The sequence below is a fragment of the Sanguibacteroides sp. AM78-02pH3A genome, from assembly GCF_027666085.1.
In the GTDB taxonomy this organism is placed as follows: domain Bacteria; phylum Bacteroidota; class Bacteroidia; order Bacteroidales; family Marinifilaceae; genus Gabonibacter; species Gabonibacter massiliensis.
This window is the reverse complement of the sequence record NZ_JAQEHX010000001.1, coordinates 312,867-330,598: the sequence shown is the minus strand read 5'-3', so window position 1 is coordinate 330,598 and position 17,732 is coordinate 312,867. Positions and strand designations below refer to the sequence as shown.

General features: G+C 43.7%; 12 protein-coding genes and 1 riboswitch. Of the genes, 10 read left to right on the top strand and 2 right to left on the bottom strand.

What is annotated here, in order from left to right:
- Nucleotides 1-15: 15 nt before the first annotated feature.
- Nucleotides 16-2,337 (bottom strand): translocation and assembly module lipoprotein TamL, encoded by a 2,322-nt coding sequence (gene tamL, locus PGR74_RS01405; RefSeq protein WP_041503797.1) that lies wholly within the window; start codon nucleotides 2,335-2,337, stop codon nucleotides 16-18.
- Nucleotides 2,338-2,393: 56 nt separating this feature from the next.
- On the opposite strand from tamL, the gene PGR74_RS01400 reads away from it, so the two are divergent.
- The 10 genes from PGR74_RS01400 (at nucleotide 2,394) to PGR74_RS01355 (ending at nucleotide 14,368) form a co-directional block, all read left to right on the top strand.
- Entirely contained in the window at nucleotides 2,394-3,158 is a 765-nt protein-coding gene (locus tag PGR74_RS01400; RefSeq protein ID WP_041503798.1) for an RNA methyltransferase, read from the top strand.
- A gap of 50 nt (nucleotides 3,159-3,208) precedes the next feature.
- The gene (locus PGR74_RS01395; protein ID WP_041504071.1) at nucleotides 3,209-3,778 is read left to right on the top strand and encodes a porin family protein; all 570 of its coding nucleotides are present in this window, start codon (nucleotides 3,209-3,211) and stop codon (nucleotides 3,776-3,778) included.
- A 273-nt stretch (nucleotides 3,779-4,051) separates the two neighbouring features.
- Nucleotides 4,052-4,154, top strand: a riboswitch (SAM riboswitch).
- 318 nt (nucleotides 4,155-4,472) lie between these two features.
- Complete coding sequence (locus PGR74_RS01390) at nucleotides 4,473-5,615, top strand: homocysteine biosynthesis protein (RefSeq protein ID WP_041503799.1); 1,143 nt, start codon at nucleotides 4,473-4,475, stop codon at nucleotides 5,613-5,615.
- A gap of 28 nt (nucleotides 5,616-5,643) precedes the next feature.
- Nucleotides 5,644-6,060, top strand: coding sequence for an NIL domain-containing protein (locus tag PGR74_RS01385; RefSeq protein WP_041503800.1), 417 nt, complete (start codon nucleotides 5,644-5,646; stop codon nucleotides 6,058-6,060).
- 2 nt (nucleotides 6,061-6,062) lie between these two features.
- Nucleotides 6,063-6,821 (top strand): UPF0280 family protein, encoded by a 759-nt coding sequence (locus tag PGR74_RS01380; RefSeq protein ID WP_041504072.1) that lies wholly within the window; start codon nucleotides 6,063-6,065, stop codon nucleotides 6,819-6,821.
- A 182-nt stretch (nucleotides 6,822-7,003) separates the two neighbouring features.
- Complete coding sequence (gene metH, locus PGR74_RS01375) at nucleotides 7,004-10,525, top strand: methionine synthase (RefSeq protein WP_270516620.1); 3,522 nt, start codon at nucleotides 7,004-7,006, stop codon at nucleotides 10,523-10,525.
- A gap of 120 nt (nucleotides 10,526-10,645) precedes the next feature.
- Entirely contained in the window at nucleotides 10,646-11,599 is a 954-nt protein-coding gene (gene metF, locus PGR74_RS01370) for a methylenetetrahydrofolate reductase [NAD(P)H] (protein WP_041503802.1), read from the top strand.
- A gap of 99 nt (nucleotides 11,600-11,698) precedes the next feature.
- On the top strand, nucleotides 11,699-12,466 hold the full coding sequence (locus tag PGR74_RS01365; protein ID WP_235375080.1) for a sulfite exporter TauE/SafE family protein: 768 nt from the start codon (nucleotides 11,699-11,701) through the stop codon (nucleotides 12,464-12,466).
- A 16-nt stretch (nucleotides 12,467-12,482) separates the two neighbouring features.
- Nucleotides 12,483-13,127, top strand: a complete 645-nt coding sequence (locus PGR74_RS01360) for a SagB/ThcOx family dehydrogenase (RefSeq protein WP_041503803.1) — start codon at nucleotides 12,483-12,485, stop codon at nucleotides 13,125-13,127.
- A gap of 860 nt (nucleotides 13,128-13,987) precedes the next feature.
- On the top strand, nucleotides 13,988-14,368 hold the full coding sequence (locus tag PGR74_RS01355) for a fibronectin type III domain-containing protein (RefSeq protein ID WP_041504952.1): 381 nt from the start codon (nucleotides 13,988-13,990) through the stop codon (nucleotides 14,366-14,368).
- A 78-nt stretch (nucleotides 14,369-14,446) separates the two neighbouring features.
- Here the strand turns inward: PGR74_RS01355 and PGR74_RS01350 are convergent, their stop codons facing one another.
- Complete coding sequence (locus PGR74_RS01350) at nucleotides 14,447-17,677, bottom strand: golvesin C-terminal-like domain-containing protein (protein ID WP_270516619.1); 3,231 nt, start codon at nucleotides 17,675-17,677, stop codon at nucleotides 14,447-14,449.
- Nucleotides 17,678-17,732: the final 55 nt, after the last annotated feature.

The window sequence follows — 17,732 nt, the reverse complement described above, 5'->3', positions numbered from 1 at the left end:
AATCTACACTTTCCATCAGAAAGGATAACCGATAGCGATATTAAACACGGAACGCCTGAACCCTCCTTTCGAATTAAACATCACAAAACGATTCCCGGCAGGCAACGCCGGGTCTTTCACTTTAATACCCAAATCAAAACGCAAGAGGAAAAAATTGGCATTGATCCTCAACCCCGCACCCGTGCCGATGGCAACCTGATTAAAAAATTCCGTGTTCAATTGCGCCCCTGGCCTGTCTTCTTTAGGATTTATATTCCAGATATTGCCCGCATCCACAAACAATGCCCCTTCCAACAACCAAATTAACTTAAAACGATACTCTATATTGGCCTCCAACTTAAAATCTCCCACGCTGTTGGGATATTTATTCCCTAAATCGTAAGAGCCCGGTCCTAACGTCCGGGTTTGCCACGCCCGGATATCACTTGCCCCCCCGCAATAATAGGACTCTTCGAAAGGCAATACCTTCATATTTCCGTACGGATAGCCACAACCTATAAACAACCGTGTAACGATCGAGTTGGCCCGATTAATATACCAGTGGTAACGGTATTCGGCATCCGCCTTTACAAATTGGGCATAACGTACACCCAGCCATTTGTAATATTTATCATCCAGATTCTCTCCCTTTCTCCTCTCCCCGAACAATCGGTCGATACCCCATAACAAATTACCCGAAGACTCTAAATTAGCCCGGAAATAATTGTAACTCATCTCCTTTGAATTAACGATCTGATCCGTGTAGGTCGCTGAAAAAACAGCTGAAAAAATCATATGGTCGGTATACGTATTTTTAATGTATTCGTTTTTCAAACTATCGACAAAACTCCGGTTTACATTCTTCATTAACACGTAATTCAAATCGATTAAATCGAAATTATACCTCCATCTTTTATTGGAAAGCCTCCAGAGATAACCAAAACGGGCATTCACGACGGAACGGGTATAATAAGGCGTATATTCATATCCGTATGAAAAAGAGATAGAAGTTTTCGGGGCAAAATTACGCCTGAAATCCTTCATTTTGAAAAAAGGCATCCAAAACTGGGGAGTAACGAACTTGATCTCCGCCCCGATCTCCTTCGTATTAAAAATCTTTCCTTTTTCGTCAATTTGTTCCTTTTTCAATGTTCCCCATACGCTTACGGAAAAATTTTCTCCTGCTTTGAAAAGATTACGATGATTATAGGTGAAATTTCCCCCGATACCCAAATTACCGGAACTATTGGTACCCTCCAAAAAAACATTATAGGATTGCCGTTTGACCGGTGACAATTGAATATAACAATCCAAGGTTTTTACCTCGTCGTCCGTCTCGACCTCCTTGAAATCTATATTAATAAATTTGAATAAGTTCAACGCTTGCAAGCGGGAATAAGTCTCCAACACCCGTTGCACATTATACAATTCCATGCGTTCCATCTGAATGGTCTCCGTAATGACCTTAGGTTTTATCTTCAGCCGATCCCGGTAGGTAATTTTGTATCCGTCGTATTCCATATGCCTGACAGAGGAGTCTCTCCCACCCACGTTCAACAAAGGATCGTAATCGAAATCCAAATGAATATCTCTCAGGAAATAACGTTGAAAGGCAGCACTATCCGCAACCGTTTGAATGATATGGACAAACAATTTTGCAGTCTCGGCCCGACTGACCGAAGAGGTATCGGCAAAAAACTGAATAAAATTTTTGGAGAAATTGAAATATCCCTTTTCCCGCAACATACGCGTTATTCGCTCCCTTTCATTATCCAGCACATCCATATCCAAAGGCATCTCTTTATGCAATAAGGTTTTCAGCGTATCCTGATAATACATTTCCACCAGATTGCTCTCCCCTGTCAGTTCCTTATTGTTCCTTTCCTCTTTTTGCAAAAAAGAGACATCGTCTATTTTCGTCTGCGGACCCGTGTTTATCCGATACTCTACAATGGCTTTTTTCTTTTTATAGTACACGGTATCTTTCACCTGATTTTTGTAAAAACCTTTATTACGGAGATATAAACTAATTTGTTCGTTACTTCTGGTCGTCAAAAAAGGATTATAAATTACGGGAGCTTCTCCTATACGACGCAATAACCTGTTAAGCCATCTCTTCTCGTTTCGTCCGCTTAAATTATATAACCCCAAATGGAAACGACTTGCCCCTAATATACGGGTGTTCGGTTTCTGACGTATATTCCGCTTAATATCACTCCTGTTCGCCCGGTGACCGCTCACTTTTACCCGTACCCGATCCAACAAATACTCATCTTTTCCCACATACTTGGTCGGAGAACAAGAATAGAAAAAACAAAATATAGACAAAATAATACCTATCTTACACACCGCACCCATGCTCAAATCTCAAAAAAATATTATGTTTGTATTTTATTAACCAGCAAGCCTAAAATATGCTTAGCAAACATCTAACAAATGTAATCCAAAACCTCGAAAAAAAGAAATTCAGGGATAAATATAATCTCTTTAAAATAGAAGGTGAAAAATTAGTAGGTGAATTACTTTTGTCCGATCTGAAAATCGATACCATTGTCGCTTATCCGGAATGGATAGATCGTCATCCCCGAATCCCAAGACAATGCCGGACTATAGAAGTAAACGAGATTGAAATGAAGCCTCTATCCAATTTCAAATCTTTACCGGAAGTGATTGCTTTGGCTGAAATTCCCGATAAAACGTATCAACCGGAAAAAATCAGCAACACACTTTCTCTGATATTAAACGGTATACAAGATCCGGGTAACATGGGAACCATCCTAAGGGTATGTGACTGGTTCGGCATCCATTCCGTATTTTGCGATTACGATTGTGCAAACATTTTTAATCCCAAATGCGTTCAAGCCAGTATGGGAGCTATTTTTCGCGTAAACGTTTATTACGTGGATTTGCTTTCCTTTATCCCTCAGTTCGTGAAAGATGATTTCAAATGTTACGGTACTTTCCTCAACGGTGAAAACATCTACCACTCCCATTTGGAAGAGCGAGGGTTTATCGTGATGGGAAACGAAGGTAAAGGCATATCCCCCGAAATAGAACAATTCGTAAGCCGGAAATTGACCATACCCAGTTTTGCTGATGGCACTTATTCGACAGAATCCCTAAACGTAGGTGTTGCCACCGGTATTATTCTATCTGAATTTAAACGTAAACAGATTTAAAAATTAAAAATTATTCATATTTTTACACCGGAACTAAAATGAAATGCAATATGAAAAAATTGGTAGTATTATCTTTATTTTGTCTCTTCAGTGTAGTGACAATGGCACAATCGCTTCCTATCAGTATCGGAATTCATGGAGGTTGGAACGACACGAAAATTAAAGTAAAAGACTTAAAAGTTGAATCTCATGGTGGCTATATGTTTGGAGCCTTTGTAAGAGTCAATTTCGGAAAAATCTACTTGGAACCGGCTTTAAATTTTGCACACAAGGAAACGCAGGCAAAGGACAAGGCAACGAATGAGAAACGGAATTTAAAATACTCATCCATAGATATTCCTGTCATGGTCGGTTATTATCTTCTAAAGTTGCCCGTCGTGAAGTTACGTGGATTTGTAGGTCCGGTCGCTTCATTCATAACCAAAGACGTGAAGATTAAAGGACTTTCTAAAGATTATTTCGATACCGATAAGATGATGTGGAACGGAAAGGTCGGAGCCGGAGTCGATGTATGGAAAGTGACCTTCGATGTGGATTACGAATTCGGTTTAAAAAAATTCGGTGACGGAGTAAAAGCTCCGAGTACGGTTAATCTGACTCTCGGTTTCAAAATCATATAATGAAAAAGAAAAAGAACACACTGCCTGAAATAATAACAGGCAGTGTGTTTTCTAATAAAAAAACATCATTAAAAATTCTACGTTCATTTTACTAATCACCCAATCACAGAATCTCTAAATCGCTGAATCTCTAAATCACAGAATCTCTAAATCACAGAATCTCTAAATCACAGAATCATTTAATTCCTTCCATTAAAAACCACGAAAAGATTTGCTTTATTCTTTTTTTATCTTTTCCTTTGTCACATCAATTCAATCTTCAAAAGATTATTTGAATTATAAAGAGGAGTAGAGAGAACGGGCTCATAGAAACTCCGGCAACCTGCGAAAATTCGAAAGGTGCCAAAACCCGACCTGAAAGCAGGAGTTATAATTTAAAACCAAAAACATGAAAGCAGAAAAGAAAAATCAGTATCGAAACGGAATCGCTCCTAACAGTAAAAGTTCCTTCTCTCCTCTTTTCGTCATGTCTATGCGTATGCGCTGCATGCGCTAATATTCTTTTACCCCAGACTTTTTTTTGATTTTTGATTTCAAGGTAGTATTGAAAAGTTTTTCAACAGGAAGTTAAACGACAACTTCCCGTTAGGATTCCCTACCGCAAACTATTCGTTACCACCTGTAATCATGGTAATTGCAAGGCATTTACCCGGAAATCTTTGTTTCATTCTAACAATTCATAAAAGAATCCATCATGACAAAAACATATACGGAAATAAACGAAAAAATCAAAAACGGAACTGCCGTTGTACTGACTGCAAAAGAAGTTTCAGAATTGGCAAAAACCTGTTCGCCTAAAGAAATTGCGGAACGAGTAGATGTAGTAACCACGGCAACATTCGGTGCGATGTGTTCTTCCGGCGCATTCCTGAATTTCGGACACGCCGATCCTCCCATTCGTATGGAAAAAATAGAACTGAACGGCATACGGGTCTGCGGAGGACTGGCCGCGGTAGATACCTATATCGGGGCAACAGATTGCAATCCGGAGAATCCTACTTACGGAGGAGCACATCTGATAGAAGATCTTATTGCCGGAAAAGAAATTACATTGGAAGCGTGGGGAAAAGGTACGGATTGTTACCCTCGAAAACACATCAAAACCAAGGTAACAAAGGACACCGTTAACGAAGCATATCTCTATAACCCGAGAAATGCTTATCAAAATTATAATGTAGCCACAAACTCAACGGATCAAATCAAATATACCTATATGGGTACGTTACTACCCAAGTTACGTAATGCAGCCTATAGTACGGCCGGAGAGCTCTCTCCCCTGATAAACGATCCGGAATGTCGTACCATCGGCTTGGGAACCCGTATTTTTCTTTGCGGAACAGAAGGCTATGTTGCCTGGAATGGTACACAATTTCATTCCACGAAAGAAGTGAATGATTACGGAATACCGACAAGTAACGCTCGAACCTTAGCCGTTATCGGAGACCTGAAAAACATGAGTACCGAATTTCTACGAGGTGTTTATTACGAGAAATACGGGGTAAGCCTTTTCGTGGGAATCGGCATTCCCATACCGATTTTGGACGAAGATATGGCCCGGCGGGTTTCCATCCGAAACGAACAAATCGAAACCACTATCGTTGATTATGGAAACGGTAATAAAATACTGGGAAAAACGAATTATGCAGCCTTACAATCCGGAGAGATCGAAATCGATGGACAGAAAATTCGAACAGCCCCCGTCTCGAGTCTCTCCAAGGCTATTGAGATCGCTAACATACTAAAAGAATGGATTCGAAAAGGCGATTTTCTATTGACAGAACCGGTTCGTCCGATGCCTGTCGGCACTTCATTAAAAAGCCTGAAAGAACAAGAATAGCAAGTATGAACAGACAAAAAAACAAATTATGGCCCAAAAATTAATACTATCGTTTCCGGTTGATGCCACAGACAGACCGTTGGTATACGATCTTATTCGCATCTATGATATAAAAATCAACCTATTGAAAGCTGAAATCCACCCCGGGAAAACGGGAATCTTGTTGGCTGAATTCGATGCCGACACATTAAAAATCGATCAGGCCATCGCCTATTTGAACCAAAACGGGGTCACGGTAAACCCGGTTTCCAGCAAAGTTTCACACGACGAAAATCGTTGTTTGAACTGCGGAAATTGTGTTTCCGCCTGTTTCTCTCACGCGTTGACAATCGGAGCTCCGGACTGGAAACTCCGATTTAATCCTGAAAAGTGCATTGCCTGTAAACTATGTCTGAAGGCTTGTCCTTTGAAGCTCTTTAAAATTGAATTTTCCGAAATCCAATGACCATGAACAACAGGGAATACACGAATCGTACCTACCGACAACATCTGAGACAAGAGCGTTGGTGTACGTTCACGATCGTCCATAAGGAAACCGATTTATGGATCGGCATCGATAAGGCTTCCTACCGGGAGGAGATACGAGCCTACGCCCTCTCCCGTGTCATACGATTGCGACAAGAGATGGATACTTATCTAAACCAAGATCCCGAGTACCGAAAAGCTTTGATCCCTTACACGCCCAGAACCGAAGCTCCCGCCATTATCCGAAAGATGGCGGAGGTTTCCGACGTTTCAGGGATCGGCCCGATGAGTGCCGTTGCAGGAGCCGTTGCCGGACAAATTGCAGCAGAACTGAAGACGGCTTTTCCCATCCGGGAAATCATCATCGAAAACGGCGGCGATATCTATGCAGATATTCACGAGGATATCGATATCGCCGTATTCGCAGGATCTTCTCCGCTATCCGAGAAAGTAGGATTCACGATTCGTGCCGACCGTTCTCCCTTGGGAATTTGTACTTCATCGGGAACGGTAGGGCCTTCCCTAAGTTTTGGTCAAGCGGATGCCGTCATGATCGTTTGTCAGGATTGCGCTTTGGCTGACACCTATGCCACAGCGTTTGCCAATCAAATTCAAACGACAGCCGATATAGAACCTTGCATTGAAAAAATCGGAGATATACCGAAGATTTTGGCAGCAATCTGCATCAAGGATACACAGATCGGTATCTCGGGAAAATTCGATTTCAAAATTTGGAAATAAAACAAATGAGGTTCGCTAAGTCTATAAGTCTAAACAGAACAGCCTTATTGGCTTTACAGACATCATAAACCAATAAATTTATGTAAATTTGAAGACAGGAAGAACAAAATTTAAAAAGCTAAGGCCATGTTCGACCATACTGACCGTTTCTTTGGCTTCATGCAAATAAACCATTCTTTATCATGGATATAAGAACAGAACTACATAAAAGAATACTGATACTGGACGGAGCAACCGGAACTGCCCTACAGCAATACCGTTTGAGTGAAAAAGATTTTCGGGGAGAGCTATTCACCGATCATCCGCTTCCATTAAAAGGCAACAATGACATCCTAAACCTTACCCGCCCGGATATTATTCGAGAAATACACGAGAGTTACATAGAGGCTGGAGCCGATATTATTGAAACCAATACCTTTAATGCGAACGCCATATCGCAGGAAGATTACGGGTGCTCGGACCGGGTATATCAACTCAACGCGGAGGGAGCACGTATTGCGGTCGAGGTGGCAAGGAACCACACGGAACGGAAAATTTACGTTGCCGGAAGTATCGGTCCTACTTCAAAATCCTTAACGCTATCGCCTGATCCCGAACAACCCGAATTCCGGAGTATCGATTTTGATACCTTAGCAGCCGCTTATGAGATCCAGGTACGAGGACTCGTTGACGGTGGTGTGCATTTGTTATTGGTCGAAACCATATACGACGGATTAAATGCCAAAGCAGCACTTTATGCCATCAAGAAAGTACAAGAAGAAAAAGGGAGTAAACTTCCGGTCATGCTTTCAGCTACCGTAAACGATCGCAGTGGACGAACCTTAACCGGACAAACCATAGAAGCTCTCTTCATCGCCCTCTCCCACTACCCGATCCTAAGCTTCGGATTGAATTGCTCTTTCGGGGCAAAAGACCTGCATCTTTTTTTAAAGGAAATGGCCAACAAGATTCCCTGTTTCCTGAGTGTTTATCCGAATGCAGGCCTACCGAACGAAACGGGTGAGTATGACGAATCGCCGGACTATACAGCCAAGCAACTCCGAAAAATGGCAGAAGAAGGGCTAATCAATATTGCAGGTGGATGTTGCGGAACCACCCCGCAGCATATCCGGGCTATCGCCACTGCACTGAGAACAGTTCCTCCCAGAAAACCGCCATTAGTACATCCCCTCCTTAAGGTTAGCGGGTTGGATTCCGTCACGATCGATGTATCCAAAACTAATTTTACCAATATCGGCGAACGTACGAATGTGGCCGGATCGGCCCGGTTTGCCCGCCTTATCCGGGAGAAAAAATACCAGGAAGCCGCTTCTATCGCCCGTGAGCAAATCGCCGACGGAGCCTCCGTGATCGATATCAACATGGATGATGCTCTACTCGACAGTGTTACCGAGATGGAACGTTTCGTTCGAATCATCGGTAACGAACCGGATGTCGCCAAAGCTGCTTTTATGATTGACTCTTCGGATTGGTATACTCTTCTGGCCGGATTAAAGAATGCTCAAGGGAAATGCATTGTCAATTCCATCAGTCTGAAAGAGGGAGAAACCGAGTTTTTAACCAAAGCACGGGAAATACACCGCTTGGGTGCGGCAGTCGTTGTTATGGCTTTCGATGAGGCCGGACAGGCCACCACCTTCGAACGGAAAATTACTATCGCAGACCGAGCATTTCGTTTATTAACACGACAACTACAATTTCCTCCTGAAGATATTATCTTTGATGTCAATGTTTTAGCTATCGGAACCGGAGTAGAGGAACACAACAACTACGCGGTGGATTTCATCCGAGCGGTACGATGGATAAAAGATCATCTAAGAGGAGCTCATACTTCCGGAGGAATATCCAATCTCTCTTTCTCCTTTCGTGGAAACAATCCGATCCGGGAAGCCATGCATTCGGTCTTCCTTTACCATGCCGTTCAAGCAGGATTGGATATGGCGATTGTCAATCCCTCGTTGTTACGGGTATACGACGAGATCGAGCCGGAACTTTTAAACGCAGTAGAAGACGTGGTACTAAACCGGAAACCGGAAGCCACAGAAAACCTGATTTCCATTGTGGAGAAGTACAAAATGTCAGACACGACAATCAAACAGCACGAAGCAAAAGAGTGGCGTTCCCATTCATTAGAAGATCGCTTGGCCTATGCCTTAAGTAAAGGAATTACCGACTATTTACAAGAAGACCTTCAAGAGGCTATCGGTTGCTATACTTCTCCGATAGAAATTATAGAGAAACCCTTGATGAACGGAATGGAACGGGTAGGCCAATTATTCGGGGAAGGTAAAATGTTTTTACCCCAAGTCGTAAAATCCGCCAAAGTTATGAAAGAGGCCGTCGCCCGTTTGCAACCGGAAATCGAGCGTTACAACACGAATAATACCCGGGTATCCGCGAGGAAACCTAAGATTATACTCGCGACAGTGAAAGGAGACGTACACGATATCGGTAAAAATATTGTACATACCGTACTCTCCTGCAACAACATCGATGTGATCGATCTGGGAGTTATGATCGATCACCCTACCATCGTGGAAGCTGCCAAACGAGAAAAAGCCGACTTTATCGGGGTTAGCGGATTGATCACGCCTTCCCTTGGAGAGATGGAAGAGTTATGCAAGCTATTGCAAAAAGAGCAATTGGAAATACCGCTAATCGTCGGGGGAGCAACTACCTCATCGGTACACACGGCGGTGAAATTAGCACCTTTATACGATTATTGCGTTACGGAAGGCGGAGACGCCTCCCGCACGGTAACCATCCTAAAACAACTCCTAAAAGATAAGGAGAAAACAATAGCAAAAATTAAAGAAAAGCAGGAAGAGATACGACAGCACTATAATTCGAAATCCGCCCCGTTACTATCTTTGCAGGAGGCCAGAGGAAAAGCTCCGCTCTTTGACAGGAACTCTTATCCTCCACCGGAATTCGGAGAACACCATTTGACCGGAAAACACATAAACGTGGAAAATTTCGTCAACCGCATCGATTGGACCCCTTTCTTTCATTTCTGGGGGTTCAAAGGGAAATATCCCGAAATCCTATTTACCAATGAAGAGGCTGAAAAAACCTACGAGGCAGCCATGAAGATGTTGGAAGAAATTATCGTTAAAAAAGAGTTTGATGTCTCCCTAATCGCACGCTTTTACGATGCTTATTCGGAAAACGACGACATTGTTTTAGACGGTGGACATCGTCTCCCGATGCTACGCCAACAGGCCCCGCGAAGCGAATGCATCTCCCTTGCCGATTTTATTACGCCTAAAGCCGAGGGGAAAAACAGTATCGGACTCTTCTGTTTGAAGGTGGCCGATTTACATCCCTCCTGTTCGTGTCGCGAGTTCGAGCAATTGCTGCGGGAAAGTCTGGCCGCACGAATCGCGGAAGCCTGCGCGGAATGGATGCAGGAACAACTTAACGAAGGATTACATGTGATTCGCCCCGCGTTCGGTTACCCGGCTTGCCCCGACCACTCGCTAAAAAAAGATGTGTTCGAACTACTGAATGCAACCGAAGAGATCGGAGTTCACCTGACCTCTTCGTATGCCATAAACCCTACGACAAGTCTGTGCGGATTACTGATCGCCCATCCCGAAGCCCGTTATTTCAGTATCGGTAAAATCGGAGACGATCAGTTCGCGGACTATTGCCGACGTAGAGGGATCTCACTCGAAGAAGGCAAAAAATTACTGAACAGATAAACGTATAAAAAGAAAGAAACGTAACGTAATCTATTTTGAATTCTTTTGAGAAGCGATCTTACGAATGATAAATGTAAGATTACTTCCAAAGGGACATCTCAACCCTTAAATAATACGACCATGAAAGTCATTGATATACTCAGGAAATCGGACCGCCCGATATTTTCTTTTGAACTGGTACCTCCTCTCAGAGGCGGAGACATACACCGAATATACGAAGCCATTGAACCATTGATAAAATTCGCTCCACCTTTTATCAACATAACCTTTCACCGGGACGAGCAAGAATACCGGGAACGAGCCGACGGTTCCATCGTGAAGGTAACAGTCACCAAACGCCCGGGATCAGTTGCTTTATCCGCGGCCATTATGAAACGCTATCCCGTGGAAGTCGTCCCTCATATCGTATGCGGGGGAGCTACCCGTCATTCGATCGAGAACGATTTGATCGATTTAAATTTTCTCGATATTGAAAATGTTATGGCTCTACGGGGAGATCCTGTTTCCGGACAACGCTATTTTACTCCCGAAGAAGACGGACATAAATACAGTTGCGAACTGGTAGAACAAATCGCAAGGATGAATCAAGGGAAATACTTGGACGACACGCTTACCGATGCCGTCCCCACCAATTTTTGCATCGGTGTGGCAGGCTATCCTGAAAAACATTACGAAGCACCTAATCCGGTCAGTGATATCGAAAACCTCAAGCGAAAAGTAGACGCTGGAGCGGATTACATTGTTACGCAAATGTTTTTCGATAACGACAACTATTTCTCTTTTGTCGAAAAATGCCGGGCTATCGGCATCTCGGTGCCCATTATCCCGGGACTAAAGCCGATCTCCTCCTTTAAACACTTGGAAAACCTCCCCCGCTCTTTCAATCTCGATATTCCGGAAGAGTTAGAACGAGCCATCCGGCGATGTCGTTCGAATAAAGAGGTCTACCGGGTAGGTATCGAATGGTGTATTGCCCAAAGCCAGGAACTGATCCGACAAGGAGCACCGGCGGTACACTACTATACCATGGGAAAATCGGACAATATTCAAGAAATTGTCAAACGGGTCTTTTAATACCGTTCGAATAAAACTTTCGATTTCTCTTTAGATTCAAACCTATCTGATAATACCCTCGAATTATTAATTCTTTTCCCCGGAAAATCCTAACTTTGTATGGTAAATACTATGATCATGAGTCTGACGGAAGCTTTGATTACTATTTTACTCGGTACGGCAGCAGGATTTATCAACACCTTCGCCGGGGGAGGTTCCATGTTAGTGGTTCCCTTCTTAATTTTCATCGGACTGCCGGCCAATGTGGCCAACGCGACAAACCGTGTCGCTATTTTATTTCAAAACATAGTATCCGTGGGTAGCTTCAAACAAAAAAAAATTCTCGACTTTAAAACCGATTCCAAACTTTTATTGCCCGTGGCTCTCGGTAGCATTGTAGGAGCTTTCATTGCCGTGGATATCAACGAGGAGATATTCCGCAAAGTAATTGCCGGGCTATTGATCGTTATGTTTTTTATGCTATGGTTGGATCCCAACTCTTGGGTAAAAGCCAACGCGGAGCGGGCGAAAGTAAAAAATCCCTGGCTACGCCATATCGTGTTCTTCATCATTGGAATATACGGAGGCTTTATTCAAATAGGAATAGGCTTTTTTCTATTGGCAGGATTGGTATTAGGATGCGGTTATGATCTGTTAAAAGCCAACGCGATCAAATTATTCATCGTTCTTTTTTATACCATCATTGCTTTGGGTATTTTTTTCTATTACGGATTGGTCGATCTGAAAACAGGACTGATACTCGCTTGTGGAAATATGCTCGGAGCTTGGATCGGAATTCGTTTCAGCATAAAATGGGGAGCGAAATACATTCGATATTTTCTACTTGTGATTCTACTTATCGTAGCCGTCCGGCTTTATTTTACCTAACTAAAAACCCTAAAATATGAAACATTATCTTTTTTTTATCGGTATTTTATTCATGACTAACACGCTAAACGCCCAAAACATGAAAGAGATTAAACTAAATGCCCCGAATAAAACAAGGGGAGCAAGCCTAATGCAAGCTTTGAACGATCGGGAATCCGTCAGGGAATTTTCTAATAAGTCGTTAAGCACTCAGGATTTAAGCGATCTTTTATGGGCCGCTAACGGCATCAACAGACCGGATTCAAAAAAACGTACCGCCCCATCGGCTCTTAATAAACAAGATGTCGATATCTATGTTTGCCTTCCCGAGGGAATTTATCTATACGATGCGGAAAAAAACAGTTTAAAACCCGTAGCGGAAGGAGATCATCGGGCCGCAGTCGGAGGCCAGCAGGATTTCGTCCAAACAGCTCCCGTTTCCCTTATCTTGGTTTCGGATATCTCCCGCTTCGGAATGGGCGATAACGAACAAATCCGGTTAATGGCAGCTATGGATGCCGGAATCGTTTCACAAAATATCAATCTGTTCTGTGCAGCCAACAACTTGGTTACGGTTCCCCGGGCCTCTATGGACAAAGATAAATTGAAAAAAGTCCTCAACTTAAAGGAGCATCAACTGCTTCTGATGAATAACCCGGTAGGATATCCCCAAAAGAAATGACAATTGTAGATTAACGATTGCAGTTATAGCAATCGAATAATTAAACGCACCTTGATAGCACTTTTGCCCCGTCCCTAAGTGCTATCAAGGTGTTTTACAATCCCATTCACAAAATCGTTGAATTCTTTTAATCCACAATTTATAATTATCAGTTCGCTGTTCATTATTTATGCCTCTCCGTTTTTTTCCCTTTCCCCTTCCCTTTAGGTTTATGGTCACAATTTATGACTATCCAATCACAAAATCACTCAATCTCCTAATCTCAGAATTTTTTACTCTACAATTGTCAATCTAAAATTTACAATTAAATAGCACATTGTACCCGTCCCTGTGGGTTACTAAAAAAAGAAGATATACAAAAAGACAAATCTGTACTAAATTTTTTCTTCCGAACATGACTACCCCGGCCCCGTGTGCTTCCATAGAGAGAGAAAGCTCCTTTTACATGTGAAGTTGAAGTCTATGACGAATATGACATCAGTATCAGTAAGAATATAGATCTGTACACGGACAAGGATGAGTTTCACGTTGATTACAGCCTCAACACGTTTGAATCTTCTACTGCTATATCAGTCGGTCAAATGCAAAGAGTTGCTGAAACCATCTCGGGTTTCCTGAAAGTATTCGGAGGGAATGGAGATCGGAAAGTGTGCTGGCATTGTTTCAGTTTTGCACTTTCGAAATCCGTAACTACCCAAAAAGCGTGACCTGAAAAATAAAAAAATGAAGTATAATTAAAATAAACCATATTTATGGATATAAGTTTGTATTAATTGTAGTATTTTTTTTAATTATATTGTTTGCAAATTTTCAATAAATTTTATATATTGTGCAATATAAACATATTAAATTAACAAGCTATGAAGAAAATTAATCGAAACTTTTTTAAGCCATCCATGCTTGTCTGTTTGTGCTTAATGACTGTAACACTTATAAGTGCAACAGTATGTAGGCCTCCCGGACCTCCCGGAACACCCGAGATCGTTGACTTTGGGAAAGATTGGTGCACAATTGAATTTACTGCACCGGATGATGACGGCGGTTGTGCGATAATGCGTTATCGCATTAGTTATAGATATAAAGGTGGATTATGGAATGTGTGGACTTCTAAGGCAAAATTGTTCAGAGTAAGGTTAGTGGGTCTTTTAGAAGGAAAAAATGTTCAATTTCGTGTTAGTGCCATAAACGCTGAAGGAGAAGGTGAGCCATCCAAACCGAGTGAAATGGTCTTACTCCAATAGGTAATACTATTTCAAAAAAGTATCATTTATAAAAAGCCAACTAATTCATGGTTGGCTTTTTATAATACTCTTTCCGACCTACTTTACTTTTACCCATTTTACCGCATCCGCCACGACCAACTGGGCATGCTTGTCACCACCAATTGAAACTACTTCCCGGGCATACTCTTCATCATCAACTGGAGGAACACCCCGGTCATCCAAAACAACGCGGGATTCCCCCGCCGGTAAAACAAACGTACCCAGAGACACCCAATCGGCATCTCCCTTTGCCACCTCCCGCGCGACTTTTTCACTTCCTCCGGCGGTATCGACGGTATAATAATTCTTCATTCCCGGGTACTTCGATTCATAGGTATAAAGAGCGTCTACATCTCTAACATCAGGCAGGTAAACAAAAATCTCGTACCTGCCCGCTTCCGGAAGATTCGCTATCCATTCCGCTTTAAAACTTCCGTTCCCGGCAACTTTGGTAAAGGCGCTATGGACCTCTTCCCCGTAAAATTCAACTTCTATGCATGGCTTTCCCCACGTGTGCTTCTTAGCATTAATGCCATAATTATAATCTTTCATATTGTCTTCTGCCAACTGTTCCGCCAGTCGTTTTAACCTGTTTCCCGAAGAATCGATCAAATGAAAACCCTCGTCCTCGTTATCGACGATAATTTCACCGGGAGGATAAAACTGGTTCTTGTCAAGCGGGACGACACGCTCAGCGGGAATGTCTCCCTTCCATAACGAGGTGCCATGGAACTCAATACGTTCGGGGACGCGTCTCGAAAAATTGGTGGACAAGAAAAAAGAGTATCCGTTAACCTCGTGGGCCACGATCCGCTTGTATTCCCCCGGTTTGACCGGGAAGCTCCGCCAATCGCCAATAATCCACCTCCCGTAATCATCAGAAAAAGCTTCAATTACCGAAACGCACCCGTCTACCTCTCCGGTATTGCCCACTTTAAAATCGACTGCCTGCACCTCCCCCGTTTGCCGGTATGTCAAGTCCTTTATCACCAGCCGCGGTATCTCTCGCGTCGTGTACCAGTCATCCACGAATGGCCTGATGTCCCGCCCGAAACGCTCGCGGAACCCCTCCATGAACAAATCAAAATCCACTTCCCGGAAACGGGCACTCTCATAGAACTCCCGGGTGTATGCCCTCAACGAATCCCAGCCGGTAATCGTCGTCAGATAAGCCAGCAACTGCGAAACTTTCATGCTAATCAATTTATCGTATCCCCGCGAATACCCTCTCCGGATTAGTCCCTCCAATCCTCCTTTCGTGATACTATCCAGCATCGACGGGAACAAAATCAACTTGTCAAGCGACGGATTTGCCATTTTACCGAACAACATGTCTATCCCCGCGTACCTGTCGGAAGCAACGCTCCAGTGGAAATCAGAGAAAAGCCGATCTGCGTGTATATCGTCAAGGAAAAAAGGAAAATCATTGAATAACAGGTATTCCTGTTTATTCATATCTCTTAATCTGTCAACGGAAGGGGCTCCCGGTTTATAAGATTCTTCCAACATCCGTTCCCCGAAAAACGCCATTTCCGGCTGGATGTTATTATGGAATGAATGCTGGTAAAGAAAAGAGGAAGGAGCCTCCACTAATTTAAGAAACCTGAACGGGTACGGGTTAGGCATGCTTCCCTCTATGCGATTGCGGCACTTGTTCACCAACTCCTTCCGGTACTCCTTTGCGTTCGGGTATTTTGCGATTTCATCCATCCAACCGTCAAACGGCTTCAAGTAAAAATCATTGCCCGGGTACGTGTAGAACTCTACCGTGATGGAGTCTGCCGTCACCGACCGCTTCACGTAATCTCCCATGCAAAGCGACAGACCGGTCAACGACTGCAAATTACGGAATCTCACCTCGTCCTCTACTTCCTCCGGGATGCCCTGCGACAAGACTACCTGCCTGCCGGGATTCTTCACGCACAGCGTGTAATCCGTGAAATTCGTTTCTCGTGACGGCTGCAACGCTACCGGGGCCACTGCCGCCGGGTACCACAACACCTCCGGGATGAGTAGCGTGTAATCCCCCGACACGAACGCGGAACGTTTCCCGTACCGATCCACCTTTGTCAATGGCCGCTCGGGAGCAAAATAATCCTCTTCATCGATGTCCACCTGGTAAATATCCTCGTCGATACATCCGCCGTACTCTATCTCCAGCACCACACTATCCCCGGGAGCCAGCGATCGTTCGACCACCACTGCCTGTCGGTCCCGCCGAAAGGGCACTTTCTCTTCCCCCGACTTCAGCTTGCTGATTTCCAACCCGGGGTTCAAGAACAAGATCAACTGCTCCATCCTCTCTGCTTTCCGGTTCACCACCGTCATCCGGCTCGTGGCAGAGAAATCCTCTTCTCCCGGCACATACGTAATCCCGTGTGTTAAGATTCGCACCTTGGGATAAGCCTCGTAACGGGAGAAAACCTCCCGGTACGCTTCCCGGTTCTCCCGGCGGGTCTGGAACTTATCGATATAAACGTATCCCGTCCCCACGGCTGACATCAGCAACAAACAACCTGCTGCGTGGTAAAACACTTTTCGTCCCGGCATTTCGGACAACCGCCTCGTGAAAGGAACTGCCACGCACAACAATCCCAGCCCCAGCAACAAGAACATTCCCCGTTGCAACAGGCACACGTCGGAATGCATAAACCCCACGATCGAGGAAAAAGATTCCGGCAACAGGCTTCCCCGGAAATCCAGTATCCCGTGAAGTGGTTTTGTCAGGTAAGCATACGACGTGCAAAGGAACACGGTCAGCACGAGCCAACTCACGAAAGGATGTCGCAGAATCCTATTCGCCAGCAACGACAGTCCCGTCACGAACACGAATGTCGGCAACACGTCTTTCAACAAGAAGGACAAGTACACCCACGGGTTCACCGGTGAATCTGGAATCATCAAATGAATGAACAGGCAAAACGCCATGAAAACGCCATCCGCGATCAAAAAAGGGAGTGCCATACCCGCTAATTCCGCCCAAAAAAATTGGCTGTTGCTTAACGGCTTCACTGAAAGTATTTCCCGGCTTTCCGCTTTATTCCTTTTCCTCTGCATATCACAAGTTAGGAGCACCACGACCAAAGACTGGAACAAGTTCAGGAAATAAACCCCTCTCGTCGGGAGAGAGGATGCGAACGCTATATTTCTCCATATTTCCCGCCGAATGTCCCACGGGACGAGAGACACCAAAATGTAGCCCAATACTCCCACGATAAAAAGGCGGAACAACCAGTTCCTCTTTACCAGCTTACTCTCGTAAGCCACAACGATTTGCCATGCTCTCATATTCATTATTTTTATATATTTACATTCTCCTCCGAAATCACTTCTTGCTATAAAG